Source organism: Clostridium sp. UBA7503 (assembly GCF_002477055.1).
GTDB lineage: Bacteria > Bacillota > Clostridia > Clostridiales > Clostridiaceae > Clostridium_J > Clostridium_J sulfidigenes.
Genome location: NZ_DLNT01000059.1, coordinates 22,899 through 38,248, shown reverse-complemented (window position 1 = coordinate 38,248; position 15,350 = coordinate 22,899). Strand labels below are relative to the sequence as shown.

The window sequence follows — 15,350 nt, the reverse complement described above, 5'->3', positions numbered from 1 at the left end:
CAATTTTAAGGAGGATTCCATAATGGGAATAGTAACTAATTCAACAGACAATTTTCAAACATGTATTGATGAATGTAACAAATGTGCACAAGCATGTCATGAATGCTTTACAGCATGCCTAAATGAGTCTGATGTTGCAGCAAGAAAGAACTGTATAAGCATTCTTACTGAATGTGCATGTATGTGCCAAATGTCATCAGCAATGATGTCTATGAATGGCCAATTTACAAAGGAACACTGTCAACTTTGTGCTACTGTTTGTGATAAATGTGCTCAACAGTGTGAAATGTTTAAAGATGACCATTGTCAAAAATGTGCTACTGAATGCAAAAAATGTGCTACTGAATGTAGAAACATGGCTAGTATGTAATAACCTCTAATATAGAAGCCAGTAGTATAAAACTACTGGCTTTTGTACTATTTAAAATTATCTTTAAAGTAAAACTCTCATTAATTTTAAGCTAATTACACATATCAACTTCTTCTTACAAATAGTACATCATTTAAGAAGAATATGAATTAAAGTTTATATTTATTCTAATCAGATATTACAGTCCAAATTGATCTTTTATTATCTGCGCAACAACTTCTGCCGAAAGATTGGTATTGTCGATTTTTATATAGTTATCATAAGGAATTTCACCATCATTACTTACACAACGATACTTGATATCATCATTTATAAGTCGTTGATTTGACATTTCTATATCTCGTTTTGAGGTTTTATTTTTCAGACGATTTTCAGTAGCATTTCTTTCTAATCTGATTGCTTGAGGAGCAACAAGCTCCACATAACATATATCTGCATTATGTTTTCTGAAAATATCACAAACATATTCAACATAATCCCAATCAGATTGCTGATCAAATGCCCACATATATGTGAAAATTAATCCATAGTGCTCTGAATTTGCAAATTCTTCAAAAATAACTTTTCTCATGCTAGCGATAGCTTTTCCATTAAAATATCCGAATATCTCCAGTACAGGTTCAATCATCATATGATTGTGAAATAAACGTAAATCAGTAATTTTAGCTAGTTCTTGTCCCACTGTCATTTTGCCAACAGCACTGTCTCCGATTATAAGTACTAATTTCAAAATATCACCTCTTTTTTCAAAAATAAATATTCTTTTTCATCCTATTTTACTTCTATTCCACCCCATTCAACAACTGTAAATCCCTTTCTTTCAAAAGATAAACTTTTACTACCTCCTGCGCCAGTTAAAAGTATAACCTTATCTTTCAATATATTTTTAAAGGATATATTTTTTCTATAAGCATCATAATCTCCTTCTTTATAATTGTTACCTAATTTCATTTTTGATTTTAAATACTTATCCATATAATAAGAAAGCAACTTAATTCCATTTCATATTACGCTTATTTTAATATATCGTACTTCATGTTATAGTATGACTGAGAACCATCACCCAAAGGCTGTTCTTCTTCTCCAACAATGTAGAAGCCATAACGTTGGTAAAACTTTAACGCACGTGTGTTTCGTTGCTGCACATCAAGTTTAATACAATTTACCTGGTTTTTTATAATGCCCTTCATTTTTTTAATGGTATGATATCCGTATGCTTTACCAATGAGTCCATATTTTAATACAATCAAATCCAAATGGCATTCATTCTCGTGGATTTGATACATAATCCAGCCAACCTTATTACCTGTTTCCATATCCAAGATTATATAGTTTTCCTTACGGGATAAAAGTTCGAATCGTTCTTTCCATTCGTCTTCAGGAGTATTGTTTTCAGCAAAATATAGTTCATACTCCTCATTTTCTNNTTCATACTCCTCATTTGTAAATAAAGAACGTATAAATTCAACATCATTCACCGTAGCTACATTAAAATTAATACACATTAACTTCTCTCCTCATAAAATATAAATAATTTTCACCTTTGTTTACATATACGCTTTAACCCCCTATTGGTATATCTTCAAACGCCTTAAATGTCATATAACTACCTGCATCACGATTACATAAAATAGTAAACATCAGATTCATATGGCAATAGCGGTAAAAATCTTACATCCAGATGCTGTTGTAAATCTCGTATTTATATGATTTTTAATGTGTTCACTTATATTAGCTTCTCCCATAGCTTCTTGTATGATTTTTTTTTCACTAATCGAAAGGAATATGACTCCAGAAAAATCAGGGTTCTTGTTTAATATTTGTGATTTAATAATATGAGCATCCAATATTTTCACACTCCACTTCAAATTTTACAATTATATTTACAGTATTTTACAATTCAACCTCACCTATTCATATATAAATTTTACCATTAAATTTATACCATGAAAAACAATATATATTAATATAAATATTTCCTAATAATATATCATCAAGTTTACAAATAAGGATTTTAAATTTTATAAGTACTGAAGGTTCTTGCATTGCGAACTACTCATCATATTTAACCTATCTTTCTAAATCACAAATCTGTATATTCTCATTTAAATTACACAAACTAATCCTGAAAGGTGGTTATTATATGAAAAAATTTACTATTATAATATTAATTTTAATAACACTCATATTTAGTTCATTTACTACAACACCTGCATTTGCTCAAAATGTATTTAAAGAAGGTTCTTATAGAATATCCGATTTTAATCCTTCAAAAGATGGTTTATATTATGTTCAAAATGTTTCAAATAGTGGTGCTTATGCTATTGTTTTTAATGAATCCCTTATTGCAACGCAAGTTTTATATCTAGAACCAAAATCCCCAAAATATAATTTTCTTCCTCTTAAGTCTGAAGATAGAGTTGTACTAGTTGGTGATGGTGAAGTTCATATTGATATACGGACACAATAAAGTGTCCTTTTATTTGTTAATATCTTTACCATTTTTACACTGTTTAAATTGTGTATTAGAATACTTTTTTATTTAAATAGAATTCCTCTGTTTTACCATTAAATCCATCAGCATACTTAAATGCTACTGAAGATATATCCATGTATACACTATCTTCTTCCGAATAACATTCTTCGTTGATTTCATTATCAGTAAATCCAATCTCCTGTAATATTCCTATATTTTTATCATTTCTTAAAACTAAGATATATTCTATCTCTCCACATGCTGCTGAAACTTCTTCTATTTGCATTTGATTTAATGAGTCTATTGCCCTAAATTTAATAGCATCTTGATATTCTGCTTTTTCACTTTGAAAATCTGGAATATACTCTCCGTTAGATGCTCCATATTCTTCTTGTGTTATATCCCAACAATATTCACACATACTCGCTCCAATATCAGCCATAAAAGGTCTTGGTCTTAATATTACACTTTTCTCTCCACAATAATCACATTTACCAATTTTATAAATACTCATTTCAATACTTCCTTTTAATCTACCATTTTGTTGACCTCACCAACATGGTTATTTCACACTATCTACAAATTGTAACGTAACTAATAAATAACTAATTTTATGCTTTTACACATTACTAAATAATACGGTATCTAAATTTTATTAAGAATTTATAATTTTTCACCAAAGGCATATAAAACAAACTTTGTATGTGGTATGCCTCCTGATTCTTTCATTTCTCTAAGTTTTTCAAAAACTTCTGATTTAAAGTCTTCAAGCATATCTTTTGGTATCTTTTCTAGTGTGCTTATAGCACCATGAGTCCAAAGTTTATCCCACCATTCTTGTTCATCCTTGTATAGAAAAACTTTTTCTTTACTTATAACTCGTATATTTTTAAATCCAGCTTGATTCAAAATTTTATACAAACCTTCTTCTGTATCAAATTCAGGGATATCCTCTGATTGATATTCATCTAATTCATCTTCAAATACAGGTAAATATTTATCAAATAATTCATTTAGCCACATAAATTTTTCATCTTCATTTCTAAGAAATGTAGTGAATGAGAATCGACCACCATTTTTTAGGACTCTCATGAATTCATTAAAGGCAACTTTATAATTTGGCAAGAAGAACACTCCAAATCCACAGAGTATATGCTGAAAAGTTTCATTTGGAAATTCTAATTTTTCAGCATCCATTACCATTGCATGTACATTTTTTACACCTCGACGTTGCTTTTCTAAATCAATTTCATTAACCATTCCTTCAGCTATATCAATACCTGTAACCACTCCACTCTTTCCAACTTTCTCTGCTGCTGAAAAAAGTGAAGCTCCTTTTCCCGATGCAACATCTAAAACTCTTTCGCCTTCCTTTACACCTGCAAATTCAACCAATCTCTCTCCAAAATATGTGAAGTATTTTGGACCACTACCAGCAAAAACTGCTTATACCTTATTAAATATATTAGTTATGTCTTTTTTTATTTCTATACTTTTGTCTTCCATAAATTTCTCTCCTACCAAATAAGTTAATCAATTATTTTTTAATACTAAATATAATAAACTCATAATATATGTTAAACCCATGTATTCAAGCTTTTCTTGCAGAATTTCTTCAGTATCTTCTCCTTTGACCACAACCCCTTTTGTATAATTATTAATCTTTAAGATATGGTAAAAATATATCATTACACCAACGTTCCATTGATTTCTCAATCCATGGCTGATTATAAATTTTTTCATGTTGACAAATGATAAATAATAGTACCTGTAAGCTTAAACATGTTTGAATAGCTTTTTCATCAACCTTTATACTGCAATAGGATTCATAACCATTCAAAATTTCTTTATTTAATTTGTCATTATTGATATGACTGAATAGTGATGCTAAATCCATTTCTGAAAGACAATATCCTGACAATGAGAAATCAATTGGAACTATTGCTTCATTACATAAAAGGAGATTTGATTTTCCAAGATCAGCATGAACAAAAGAAAATCTATTTTTATCTTTATCCATCTTCATCTTAATTTTTAATAAAGTATCTATAATAATTGATCCATGTTCCTTACCATAATGCTTAGCTGCTATTGCATACCTGGCCTCTTCCGATAATTTATCAATCATTTCTGCTCCATATATATATCTATTTTCTATCTTTACCTTACTCATAGACTTATGAACACTACCAATCATCATTCCTAGCCTGAAGGCTAATTCATTGGTAATTTCCACATTTTCTAAAGTCTTACCCTTTACCCATTCCAAAACAGTAACAGGACTTCCATCTCTTAAAGTGGTAATAGGGTCTCCACTTTTGTTTCTAACTACTTTTTGGGTCCCTAATCGATAAGTATTTTCCAGATAAGTAAGTACTTCCATTTCACTTTCTACAAACTTATCCTGTGCAACTCCAAGACGCAAAAAATCCACTGAAAAACCCTTTGATGGTTTATGTATCCTAAGAACATATTGTCCATTATCATCAGTAATACAATATGTCATATTTTCATTATGACGCACAAATCTTGATGTCGGATTTACAAAATTATATTTTTCTATTGCTTCTTCAATCATAATTTTTTCTCCTGAATATTCAGTATTTAAGGACGTTAATTATTTTATAATCGCTTAATGTTGTATGAATATTGCTAACCTTTATTAAATAATAATTTAGTAAACTAAAGTATACATCTATAGCATCTATATCTTTCTTTAATTTCAAAACCTGCATTCAACACAAAATTTAGTTCATCACTATTATCTTCATCAACGAAATATAATATCTCTTTTACGGAACCAAATTCATTATATAATCCCATCAGCATTTCATTGATTAAAATACTTTCAATACCTTTATTTTTAAATTCATTATTAATAAATAAACCAACAACGTCTGATAAGTCTTTGTTACCCTTAGTAAAAATGCTTCCATGAATCTCTTCGTCTTTTCTAAAAGCAAGTACTTGAAAGCGGTCCATATCATTTTTCAAATTTGCGCTATTGTAATAAATTCCTAAAGGAATAGCATGTTTGTCATGAAATATAGCATATTCTTCAAAATTATCTTTAGTAATTTTATCTACGTTATCATGCCTTTGATTCCAATGAGTTTTTAAATTATATAAGTTTGCCACAATACTAGATTCGATACATTCTATATTCTTTTTCTTAAAATATTGGTTTGCATTTTCGTTAGAAAATGGTACACCTATAAATAGCCGATATCCAGACATTTCCTTACTTATGTAATGAATCATTTCATCTGCAACTTTGTGGTAATCTTCTCTTATTAAAAACTGTAGTGTTTGTACATATTTTTCATCAGGTATCCAAAAATAAGTACACACCCCCCATAATACATCATTTTGATAATAGGCTATTATATTACGATTCTTCTCATTTAGAGCCTTTTCAAGTTCTCCTTTAAGCTCCTCTATTGAGTTTATCCTTGGATAACTTGCATGTATATTGTCCTGACTTAATTCCCATATAAAATCAATTACTTCCTCAGATGTATAAACGTTTTTTATCATTTTTATCCCTCATTATTAATTATTTTGAAATCCTATTTAAATATATTTATTAATCTAAACTCTAATTTCCTATTGAAATGTCACATAAAAAATTGAAGTTGTAAATTGCTTGTTACTTCACTTGTAATATTAATATAATAGTTTCACTAATTCATTATAAGATGAACTACCATCAAGTATATTCTTATATGTGCTTATCCAGTAAGGTATCAATCCAGCTCTATGAGCTACTGCTTGCGAGGCAATATTAGATGATGATGCACAGTATATGGGTAAAATGTTTTTGCTCAATATTTTATGCATTAAATGATTTACCAGTACTGTAGCCAAACCACCTGTTCTATAATTACCTTGTACATCTATACCCATTTCCCACATATTATTGTATTCCTTAGATGCACCAGCAAGTCCTATGATTTCTCCATCCTTCATAGCAAAAAATACAATTGCAGTAGATGCATGTCCACATTCATCAAACTCTAATGAATTATTAAATCCTTTAATTTCTCTTAATTTATTTATCTCATTTCCTTCTAAATAAAAATATTCGTATTGTGGTAATAAATCACATAATTTCATCTCTTTCATATCAGGAATATAATAAATTGATTGACCATATATTAAAGGACATTCAAATACCTCATCTCTTGATTTCCCAACTAATAAAGTCTTCACATTTTCCATAATTTCATCTGAAGCTGATACAATAATTGTTTTTTCAATGCTCGTAATCTCCAAAAATGGATTTTGTTGAAATTCATTTAATTTAATTGGTTTATGAAAAATTATTCCGTTATGATCAAAGATTTCTTGTTCACAATTTAAATGTTTTCCAAGATTCTCTTTCACAATTTTTTTAATTTGCATCTTATTCATTTCTTCATCTCCTAAGTTTTATCTATGTATCTATTATTCGAATAATCTTATTTATATAAGAAACAAGAACTGATACTACTCAACTATTGGATTTAATAAAACCATATGCAAATGGTCCTCCCATTTCCCATTTATCTTTTGATATTTTTCAGATAAACCTTCATTTTTGAAGTTAAGTTTTTCTAAAACTTTTAATGAAGATATATTTTTAGGCATTACTGTAGCTTCAATACGATGAAGTTTATATTCATCAAACATAACAGCTATTCCTTTCTTTAATACCTCTGTTATGTATCCTTTATTTGCTTCACTACAATCAATGCTATAACCTACATAACATGATAAGAAAAACCCTTTAGTTATATTACTAAAACAAATTGTTCCAATTATCCTTTCATATCCTATATCTTCTTTTTTAAAAATCCATAGTCTTAATTGTTTACCATCAATTATTTCAATTAATTCCTGTTCAACTGCATTTTTACGATTTCCTAATTTATAAAAATTCTCACTTCTTAATGGATCAAACTGACTCAAATATTCTCTATTTCTATTAAAATAATCTAATACTAGTTCAGCAAATGAACCATCTATAACTTTTAAAACAAGCCTTTCTGTTTCATATACTTGATACATAGTAATCCCCCTTATTTTTTTGCATACTCCATAGGTTCTTATGGTTTTCATAGTTCTCTTTTGGTTAAATATTAATAATTTTCAAATTTTTCAACATAGATATATTTTCATTTTTTTCATCTCTAACTTCATATTCTAAACTTTTATATAGTGAATAAGCAGGTTTATTGTATTTAAAAACATTGAGTAATATTTTATTAAACCCCTTTTGTATTGCTTCTTTTTCAAGCATAAGCAAGGTCTGTTTTCCATAACCTTGTTTACGGTACTTCTCAAGTATTAGGAAATCGCAAATGAACCCTATATCTTCCTTATACTTTTGATACCAGATAAACCCCAAACTTTCATTGTCCTTATTTACAATCACATAAATATAATTATCTTTCGTGCCCTTTCCTTGTGGGAGCAATTCATTAAAACTTTTTTTTGCATCCTCCAGTGCATTTTCTTCACTAGATAGACCCGCCTTTATTAAATCTTTGGAATAATCTAGAATATCCCACTGAGCAAATCTATCAAATTCAGCATCACTCATTTCTCTAAATTGTATATTGAAGTCTTCCATGTTCTTCCTCCTTAAGTATAGTTTTAATTATACTAATTATAACATGATTTACAATATATTATATATTTATTTATCACACTTAGGGATAGCTGAAAAAAATACCTTTAAAGATAGGATTTTAAACTTTTCAAATCAGATTTTAGGGATGATTAAAAATTTAAATAGATTGGATAGTGAACTGAATTAAATGGTTGAAGCAATGATCTTGCTATGATAAAATATAAAAATAACCACTAAGCAAAATATTTGCAAGGTGGTTGTGTCCCTAAATTACCCTGTGGGATGTTTTTATATTTGTAATTATTAGGGTTAATGAAAGAATAGCAAGAATACAAGTTTTAATGGGAAATAATTATTTTAAAATGAAATTTTAAAAATAGAGTATAAATATAGCGCTTCATATTGAATGGATTCAAAGATGACGTATAGATTAAGGAGTAAAATATGAATAATTTTGGAACTATATTAGCCGTTATAGGTGCAGTGGTATTTATTATAGCAATTTGGATATTGTTTGGATGTCTTTACTTTAAGAAAAGAAATTTTAAAACCGGTTTATTGCTTTTGCTTGTTTCTTTGCTGCTTGTGGCAGGTGGGGTTTTTATTGGTGTACAAGGTGAATGGAGCAATGCAGCAAAGGGAATTCCCTTGTCTGAAGAAATCATTGAAATTATTGAAACTAAAAGCGTAGAAGAAACCACGCAAGAACAGCAAGCAAAAGTAGGTAGCAGTGTATTTTTAAAAATCAATGAAGATGATTGGGCTAAATATGAAGATAAAATAATGTCATATTACATTGCCTGGCAAAAAAGCTTAAACCCTCAGGCAGAAGATGAAGCTTTAAAAATCGAGTTTAAAAATTTGAGAGGGAAAGCCCTTTTAAATTAAGCGATTATCTAAAATTAATGCAAAGCAAAATTTATGGATGCACAAGATGAAGATAGTTAAATTCTTGTTAGGCTGGGACGCAGATAGATAACCTTTTTCTATTTTCATATGAAATCCATGTTTATAATTTTTACAGTTGCATTTTAAAAAAGACACCCTATTCTAAAATACTATGTATTTTAAAATAGGGTGTCTTTATTCTTAAGCTTTTCCTAGACCTCTTCAGTAATATTAAGTGATACAGCACTAGGAGATGTCCAATTTCTAATTCCCTTATTAAATCTTTGAGTATGCCTCTCTCTTGCAGTGTTATAATCATTTCTTCTATGAGCCATTATTTCTTCATCTTTTCCATAACTATTTTATCACCCATGGCACCATTAAAATCATTATTTATTAACCGACTATAATTTTCCAAGTATATAGAATGTGGTGAAGATCATTAAAGCAATAGCAAGTACAATTCCTACAATTAAATTTTTTAATTTTTATTTCCAAGAGTGAAGAATATGCTATAGTTTCAAACTAAAATTAAAATCTCTTAATATGAAAATGTCTGTAGCAGGAGTAGTCCCAAAATTACTACTCCTGCTATGCCCGAAAATCTATAGAAAAAAACTTTAGGGTCATCCTTGTCTAACTCTTGTAGAATAAACAAAGTTCTAATAGTGTTCATAATTTTCAAAGGTTTGATAATTATAAATATACTTATTAATATCAATATAATACAAAGAACTTGCTCAAATAACATAAATACACCACCTGTAGTTTTTAATCTACCTAATTATTTATATTTATTGAATAATATTAGAATATTACCATCCACATTATACTGTTCGGTTACTTAAATAATCCTGTTTAGTTAATTCAACAATTTCATCTGAAACTCGTTTAAACCCTATTTTCTCAAACACTTTTTCTGCAGATTTTCTGGATTTTGAAAAATCATCAAATACCTTATCTGCTCCTAACTCATTGAAAGCAACATCAATTAATAGTCTTAAGGCTTGTTCACTGAATCCATGGCCCCTATGTTTTGCTTCAACTATTATATTAACGCAGTAAGCTTTTTTTTCACTGACATATCGTAGAGCAACCTCACCAACAGGTATATTCTTGTCAATATTAACAATATATGCATAATATCTTTCTGGAATATTATTAACCCATCGAAAAAACCAGTCTCTCCAAGTATTTTCCTTAAAATCTATACAACCTGTACCATCAGTATCTCCATACCCTATATTGTAAGTCATTGTTTCTCTATCTGATAAAAGTTTTCTTCTATAATCTAACTCTTCAAATTTAGGTGTTTTTAATTCCACTTTGTTATTTTCCATTTATGCTCCCCCATATTAGATAAATTAGTGTAACGTTTTATGCATTTTTTATTTTATAAATTATTTGCATATTAAGGTTTCTACAGTGTTTTGTATAATATGAAAATTACACTTCTCAATTATTTCTTACAGACATTACATCATTTAAGAAGAGTGTGAATTAATTATACGCCCATATCATCTATAAGCCATGGTGAATTTTCATCTTTTCTTATAACAAAATACCACCAATCATATATCTCACTATTTTGGGGACTCGCTCCATCATTTTTATACTTTACTTTATAAACTTTGAGGTTATTTTCTGTTGTTCCATTTATACTACCTCGTCCATTACGCAAATAACCTTCTTTAACTTTTTCGTTCATTTCCTCTTCAATGCTTATTATCTTAGTGCTTTCCAAATTATCAAAGCCCCAAACTACATTTGGAGCGTTGAAATGCTCTGTTAAAGTAGTTAATAACTTATCTTTATTTTTTTCATTTTTATACTTAAAATAATTCTCTACTACAGTTTGAGCAGAATCACCTTTAGTTTCAGTTACCCTATTGCTCTCACTTGAGCATCCGACAAGAAGGATCAAAGTAATAATAATAATAAGCATAACATTGAACCTTATATTTCTCTTCATAATACATTTTCATTTGCAAACATAGCTTTATATACTTATTGTAGCATAATTACAATAAAATGTATGTATATAAAAAAGCACCCCTACATAGAGGTGCTCTAAATATTATCTTTTACTATTTTTTATATTAAATAATTATTTTAACTCTTCCATAATCTTTTTAATATCAAAATCCTTATCCTGGATTTTATAATATTTTTCCTTATGTTGATCTTGTTCTTGAAAACCAATTACGTTATCATCATAAAATGTAATATAAAATATACCTTCAGTATAAGTAGTATATTCATCTTCATCATAGCTTGCTACAAATTCAAGACTATATTTGTACCACTCCTTAGGCCTCCTAGCTTTTTTATAAGACAACTCATCAATTATACTGACTAACTTATCTACTTCGCCATCTTTAGTATTATCTATCCAAGTAAAATTATCTAGTAAATCTGAATCTATTTTATTTTCTTGTCTATAGGTATAGTCAAATGCACGTACTTGTTTATAGGTGTAGTCATAGTTGGTTTTTGACATTAAGTTATTTGTAGGAAAAATATATGGTATGTCAATCCATACAATTGTAGCAAAGAAAATGAAAATAACTATTCCCCAAATGATTTTTTTCTTATTCACAAATAATCCTCCTAATTTAAAAGCGTGTTGCATAAAAGTTTTTGCAACACGCTTATTTCTGTCGATTGTATATTAAACTATTTTTCACCAAAAGACATAGTATATTCCATTTCTTTTGTATCCTCATGAATACGTTCATCTACAACTATAAAATCGTTTTTATCATAGAAGTTTATTGCTCTTTTGTTTTTTGTAAAGACATCTAATAGGAGATATGAATACCTAGATTTACAATGATCTATCAGTTTCTGTCCTATACCTTCTTTTTGATATTCTTTTTTCACAAAAATTCCTGCTATATAATTTTGCTCTACAATTCCTATAAAACCCTTTATAATATTATTTTCTTCATAAACATAAATATCAGCTGATGGCAACACCTGTTTTACCATATCAAAGTTTTTAACCCAGTATTCTTCCGATATAAAACTGTGAGCATTAGTGTTAGTTTCAAGCCAGATTGCCATTACATCATCTAATTTACTTATATCAAATTTTTTAATCATTCTATTCTCCTTTATTTTTAAAAATATTAAAAGTAAGAGTAGAATACACTCATGGAGTTCACCCTTTCTATTGCTTTTCTAATAATATATTTTATAGTATTAGAAAACTCTATTAAGTTAAATAAATACTATTAACTATATTACATCATATCATATTATTTAGTATTTCTTATTATATTTTTTTATATCTTCAATAATATAACCAATAAACTTTAATTTATATTGTTCTATGGATATACATTCTTGTCAGATTTTTTTCACTCTGGGCTTGGACCATACACAGAAACTCCCAACCATATCGCTCATAAAAAGACGTGTGGTCTGTAACAAGATAAAGTGTATCAATATTTTTTTCTTTCATATCATCACATACATAGTTCAGCATTTTACCAGCAATTCCTTGACAGCGATAATCATCTTCCACATAAATAGCACATACATTAGGAGTTAAATCTTTTCTGTTGTGAAAATCATTTTCTATTACACCAAGTCCACCTACAATTCTATCTCCTATTATTACTATATACCATTGTGGAACAGGATTTTTATTTTTCATACATTCATCTATGCTTTCAAGGTATGCTTCAAGCGGAATATTCCACTTCTCATGAAACCAATTTGCCGCGTAGTTTTTCAATTCAGGGCGTTCCTGTATTTTTATAATTCTATAATCGCTCATTTTTCACTCCTTATAAATTATAATTTGACTTTATAAAATAAACTTCTTGTATCTTTTATACTTTACTTTTACAATTCTTATTTTTAGCTTCTACTAATTCATAATCTTCTTTCTTTATATTACACTTTCCTTTTTTATTAGTTCAATAATTCATAATAGTATGAAGGCACACCATCCTCTTCAAACTCCTCAATCATTCTAAATCCCACACTTTCTAAGGCACCTTTAGATCTTGTGTTATCTTTATATGTGAATGCACACAACTTGCTGACATTGTATTTTTTAAATACAATTTGGCAGAATTGTGTTAACGCATTCTTACCAATTCCTTTACCCCAATATGTCTTATCAAATATAACTATACTTACAAATGCCTGTTTCTCATCAGCTTCATCGATTCCATAACACCAGATATCACCTATGTATTTATCATTAAAATAAATAACCTTTCCAAAACTCCTTGCACCAGGCTTTAATGATTCCTCATACATCTTAACTGCTTGGTCTAATGTATTCCTTTCAAAGGGAAACATAGTTTCTACTTCTTCATACTGGGATTTTCTCCAAAATATTTTTACATTTTCAAGTGTGCGAGGTTTTAATAATAAATTTTCCAATTTTATATTCCTCCTATTATAATACCTTTCTCTTGATTTACACCTTATTTCATATATTTTCTCAGATATTTTCCTGTATACGATTCATCACACATTACAATATTATCATGGGTTCCTGCTGTTACTATCTGACCACCATTTTCTCCCGCATCTGGGTCCATATCTATTATATAGTCTGCGGTTTTTATAAAATCCAAATTATGCTCAATTACCTTTTTAATGGCATATTATCTTATACTCACAGCTTAGTCAACATTACTTTTTACCATGTTCCAAACAGGACATAATGACTCTTCCATCAGTTTTATGGTCCTTTCAATCTCGTCGGTTTGTACGTCCTTTGATACAATTTCAAATATTAAATGTATACTTTTAAAATATGTCGGATAGGTTGTTCTTCTTTCACCTGAAGCAACTACTTTTAATTCAGATACAGTTTTGTTCATCTTCCTAAGCAATAAAGCTAAGGTCATACCACTGCAGGTTGCCAGACTCATAAGAAATAGCTCAAGTGGCATATACCCATCACCATCCACAGAATCAATAATTATCTCCTTATTATAACGGGAAACCCCTGAAAATTTCACCTTGTCATTTATAAGATCTGCTGTTACTGTCAAATTATTACTCACAATAAAACCTCCTAAAATTACGTTTATACTATTTGAGAATATTTCATGTTTTTTTATAACTATGCATTAACCCACAAGAAAAGTCCAGTATATTTACTACTTTATTGTATCTATTTTCATACACTTGGGATAACTTTTATTGCTTCCTACATACTAATAGTCCATGATTACTTAATCCTAGTATACTTTTTTCTCTACAGCTCTTTAGCATATAATTCTTCCATGCCTCATACTGTTCCTCACTTAATTCGTTTACAGGATCTCTTAACAGTGAACATAATCCATCAGTAGCTACATGGCTAATAATTTCAATATTAAAATTTTCGATAAATGATTCAATCTCAGTAGGCGTTGTAAAGAAGCCAACCGGTAAAAAACAATCAACTCCACCTTCTTTAGTTACACCCGAACTTAATACTTCATTTATGAATGTATGTGTAAAAAATTGTTTTTGATATGCCATAATTACATGAATTATATAATGTTTATTAATATATGCTATTGCTAAAACGCCACCAGGTTTTAATACTCTTAAGGCTTCATGAATACACTTTATTCTATCATTTTCATCTTTAAGGTGATACATTGGTCCTAAGCAGGTTACAACATCAAAACTCTCTGATTCATATTGGCTTAAATCTATAGAGTTCACTACTTCAGCTGATAAACTAATTTCATCACCATTTTCTTTCAGTTTTTCCTTAATAATCTCTACATGTTTGGGTACAATATCTGTAGCTACTACTTCATTTCCTTTTTCAGCATAATAAAATGAATATGCTCCTGTACCAGCACCCAACTCAAGAATTTTGTTGTGTGGCTTTATTTGCTCGTTTAAAATAGTAGTTGTAACAGTAAACTCTATTTTTCTAGCATTGTTTAATGTAAGTCTATTTTCTTCATCATATCTTTCATAAAATTCAGTAATTAAGCTCATAATTTCTACCTACCTTATTTAAGACAATTATC

General features: G+C 28.9%; 23 protein-coding genes. 3 read left to right on the top strand and 20 right to left on the bottom strand.

What is annotated here, in order from left to right; translation table 11 throughout:
* Nucleotides 1-22: 22 nt before the first annotated feature.
* The gene (locus tag B3630_RS16920; protein WP_346900216.1) at nucleotides 23-370 is read left to right on the top strand and encodes a four-helix bundle copper-binding protein; all 348 of its coding nucleotides are present in this window, start codon (nucleotides 23-25) and stop codon (nucleotides 368-370) included.
* A 178-nt stretch (nucleotides 371-548) separates the two neighbouring features.
* On the opposite strand, the gene B3630_RS16915 is transcribed toward B3630_RS16920, so the two are convergent.
* The 4 genes from B3630_RS16915 to B3630_RS16900 form a co-directional block, all read right to left on the bottom strand.
* A complete protein-coding gene (locus tag B3630_RS16915; RefSeq protein ID WP_346900214.1) occupies nucleotides 549-1,100 on the bottom strand; it encodes an AAA family ATPase in 552 nt (183 codons plus the stop codon).
* Nucleotides 1,101-1,141: 41 nt separating this feature from the next.
* A complete protein-coding gene (locus tag B3630_RS16910; protein WP_346900212.1) occupies nucleotides 1,142-1,345 on the bottom strand; it encodes a hypothetical protein in 204 nt (67 codons plus the stop codon).
* Nucleotides 1,346-1,383: 38 nt separating this feature from the next.
* Nucleotides 1,384-1,875, bottom strand: a complete 492-nt coding sequence (locus B3630_RS16905) for a GNAT family N-acetyltransferase (RefSeq protein ID WP_346900210.1) — start codon at nucleotides 1,873-1,875, stop codon at nucleotides 1,384-1,386.
* A 141-nt stretch (nucleotides 1,876-2,016) separates the two neighbouring features.
* Complete coding sequence (locus B3630_RS16900) at nucleotides 2,017-2,217, bottom strand: hypothetical protein (protein WP_346900208.1); 201 nt, start codon at nucleotides 2,215-2,217, stop codon at nucleotides 2,017-2,019.
* A 296-nt stretch (nucleotides 2,218-2,513) separates the two neighbouring features.
* Between B3630_RS16900 and B3630_RS16895 the strand changes: the two genes are divergently transcribed.
* Nucleotides 2,514-2,840, top strand: a complete 327-nt coding sequence (locus B3630_RS16895; RefSeq protein ID WP_346900206.1) for a hypothetical protein — start codon at nucleotides 2,514-2,516, stop codon at nucleotides 2,838-2,840.
* Between the two features lie 55 nt (nucleotides 2,841-2,895).
* On the opposite strand, the gene B3630_RS16890 is transcribed toward B3630_RS16895, so the two are convergent.
* From B3630_RS16890 to B3630_RS16860, 7 genes are all read right to left on the bottom strand, one after another.
* Nucleotides 2,896-3,360 carry a hypothetical protein gene (locus B3630_RS16890; RefSeq protein WP_346900204.1) on the bottom strand — a complete coding sequence of 155 codons (465 nt, stop codon included), beginning with the start codon at nucleotides 3,358-3,360 and terminating at the stop codon, nucleotides 2,896-2,898.
* Between the two features lie 149 nt (nucleotides 3,361-3,509).
* Complete coding sequence (locus tag B3630_RS16885) at nucleotides 3,510-4,241, bottom strand: class I SAM-dependent methyltransferase (protein WP_346900202.1); 732 nt, start codon at nucleotides 4,239-4,241, stop codon at nucleotides 3,510-3,512.
* Nucleotides 4,242-4,503: 262 nt separating this feature from the next.
* A complete protein-coding gene (locus B3630_RS16880; protein ID WP_346900200.1) occupies nucleotides 4,504-5,424 on the bottom strand; it encodes a phosphotransferase enzyme family protein in 921 nt (306 codons plus the stop codon).
* 104 nt (nucleotides 5,425-5,528) lie between these two features.
* Nucleotides 5,529-6,383, bottom strand: a complete 855-nt coding sequence (locus B3630_RS16875; RefSeq protein ID WP_346900198.1) for a hypothetical protein — start codon at nucleotides 6,381-6,383, stop codon at nucleotides 5,529-5,531.
* Between the two features lie 129 nt (nucleotides 6,384-6,512).
* A complete protein-coding gene (locus B3630_RS16870) occupies nucleotides 6,513-7,259 on the bottom strand; it encodes a GNAT family N-acetyltransferase (protein ID WP_346900196.1) in 747 nt (248 codons plus the stop codon).
* A 75-nt stretch (nucleotides 7,260-7,334) separates the two neighbouring features.
* The gene (locus B3630_RS16865; protein WP_346900194.1) at nucleotides 7,335-7,895 is read right to left on the bottom strand and encodes a GNAT family protein; all 561 of its coding nucleotides are present in this window, start codon (nucleotides 7,893-7,895) and stop codon (nucleotides 7,335-7,337) included.
* Nucleotides 7,896-7,959: 64 nt separating this feature from the next.
* Nucleotides 7,960-8,460, bottom strand: a complete 501-nt coding sequence (locus tag B3630_RS16860; protein WP_346900192.1) for a GNAT family N-acetyltransferase — start codon at nucleotides 8,458-8,460, stop codon at nucleotides 7,960-7,962.
* A 444-nt stretch (nucleotides 8,461-8,904) separates the two neighbouring features.
* Between B3630_RS16860 and B3630_RS16855 the strand changes: the two genes are divergently transcribed.
* A complete protein-coding gene (locus tag B3630_RS16855) occupies nucleotides 8,905-9,348 on the top strand; it encodes a hypothetical protein (protein WP_346900190.1) in 444 nt (147 codons plus the stop codon).
* Nucleotides 9,349-9,560: 212 nt separating this feature from the next.
* Here the strand turns inward: B3630_RS16855 and B3630_RS16850 are convergent, their stop codons facing one another.
* The 9 genes from B3630_RS16850 to B3630_RS16810 all read right to left on the bottom strand — a co-directional run bounded on the left by B3630_RS16850 (nucleotide 9,561) and on the right by B3630_RS16810 (nucleotide 15,318).
* Nucleotides 9,561-9,683 (bottom strand): hypothetical protein, encoded by a 123-nt coding sequence (locus B3630_RS16850; protein WP_346900188.1) that lies wholly within the window; start codon nucleotides 9,681-9,683, stop codon nucleotides 9,561-9,563.
* A gap of 492 nt (nucleotides 9,684-10,175) precedes the next feature.
* Complete coding sequence (locus B3630_RS16845; protein ID WP_346900186.1) at nucleotides 10,176-10,688, bottom strand: GNAT family N-acetyltransferase; 513 nt, start codon at nucleotides 10,686-10,688, stop codon at nucleotides 10,176-10,178.
* Between the two features lie 164 nt (nucleotides 10,689-10,852).
* On the bottom strand, nucleotides 10,853-11,320 hold the full coding sequence (locus B3630_RS16840; protein WP_346900184.1) for a DUF4829 domain-containing protein: 468 nt from the start codon (nucleotides 11,318-11,320) through the stop codon (nucleotides 10,853-10,855).
* 135 nt (nucleotides 11,321-11,455) lie between these two features.
* Nucleotides 11,456-11,947 (bottom strand): hypothetical protein, encoded by a 492-nt coding sequence (locus tag B3630_RS16835; RefSeq protein WP_346900182.1) that lies wholly within the window; start codon nucleotides 11,945-11,947, stop codon nucleotides 11,456-11,458.
* 77 nt (nucleotides 11,948-12,024) lie between these two features.
* Nucleotides 12,025-12,453, bottom strand: a complete 429-nt coding sequence (locus tag B3630_RS16830; RefSeq protein ID WP_346900180.1) for an N-acetyltransferase — start codon at nucleotides 12,451-12,453, stop codon at nucleotides 12,025-12,027.
* A 217-nt stretch (nucleotides 12,454-12,670) separates the two neighbouring features.
* Nucleotides 12,671-13,132 (bottom strand): GNAT family N-acetyltransferase, encoded by a 462-nt coding sequence (locus tag B3630_RS16825; protein ID WP_346900178.1) that lies wholly within the window; start codon nucleotides 13,130-13,132, stop codon nucleotides 12,671-12,673.
* A 137-nt stretch (nucleotides 13,133-13,269) separates the two neighbouring features.
* The gene (locus B3630_RS16820) at nucleotides 13,270-13,749 is read right to left on the bottom strand and encodes a GNAT family N-acetyltransferase (RefSeq protein WP_346900176.1); all 480 of its coding nucleotides are present in this window, start codon (nucleotides 13,747-13,749) and stop codon (nucleotides 13,270-13,272) included.
* A 245-nt stretch (nucleotides 13,750-13,994) separates the two neighbouring features.
* The gene (locus tag B3630_RS16815; protein WP_346900174.1) at nucleotides 13,995-14,381 is read right to left on the bottom strand and encodes an OsmC family protein; all 387 of its coding nucleotides are present in this window, start codon (nucleotides 14,379-14,381) and stop codon (nucleotides 13,995-13,997) included.
* A gap of 136 nt (nucleotides 14,382-14,517) precedes the next feature.
* Nucleotides 14,518-15,318 (bottom strand): class I SAM-dependent methyltransferase, encoded by an 801-nt coding sequence (locus B3630_RS16810; protein WP_346900172.1) that lies wholly within the window; start codon nucleotides 15,316-15,318, stop codon nucleotides 14,518-14,520.
* Nucleotides 15,319-15,350 lie beyond the last annotated feature (32 nt).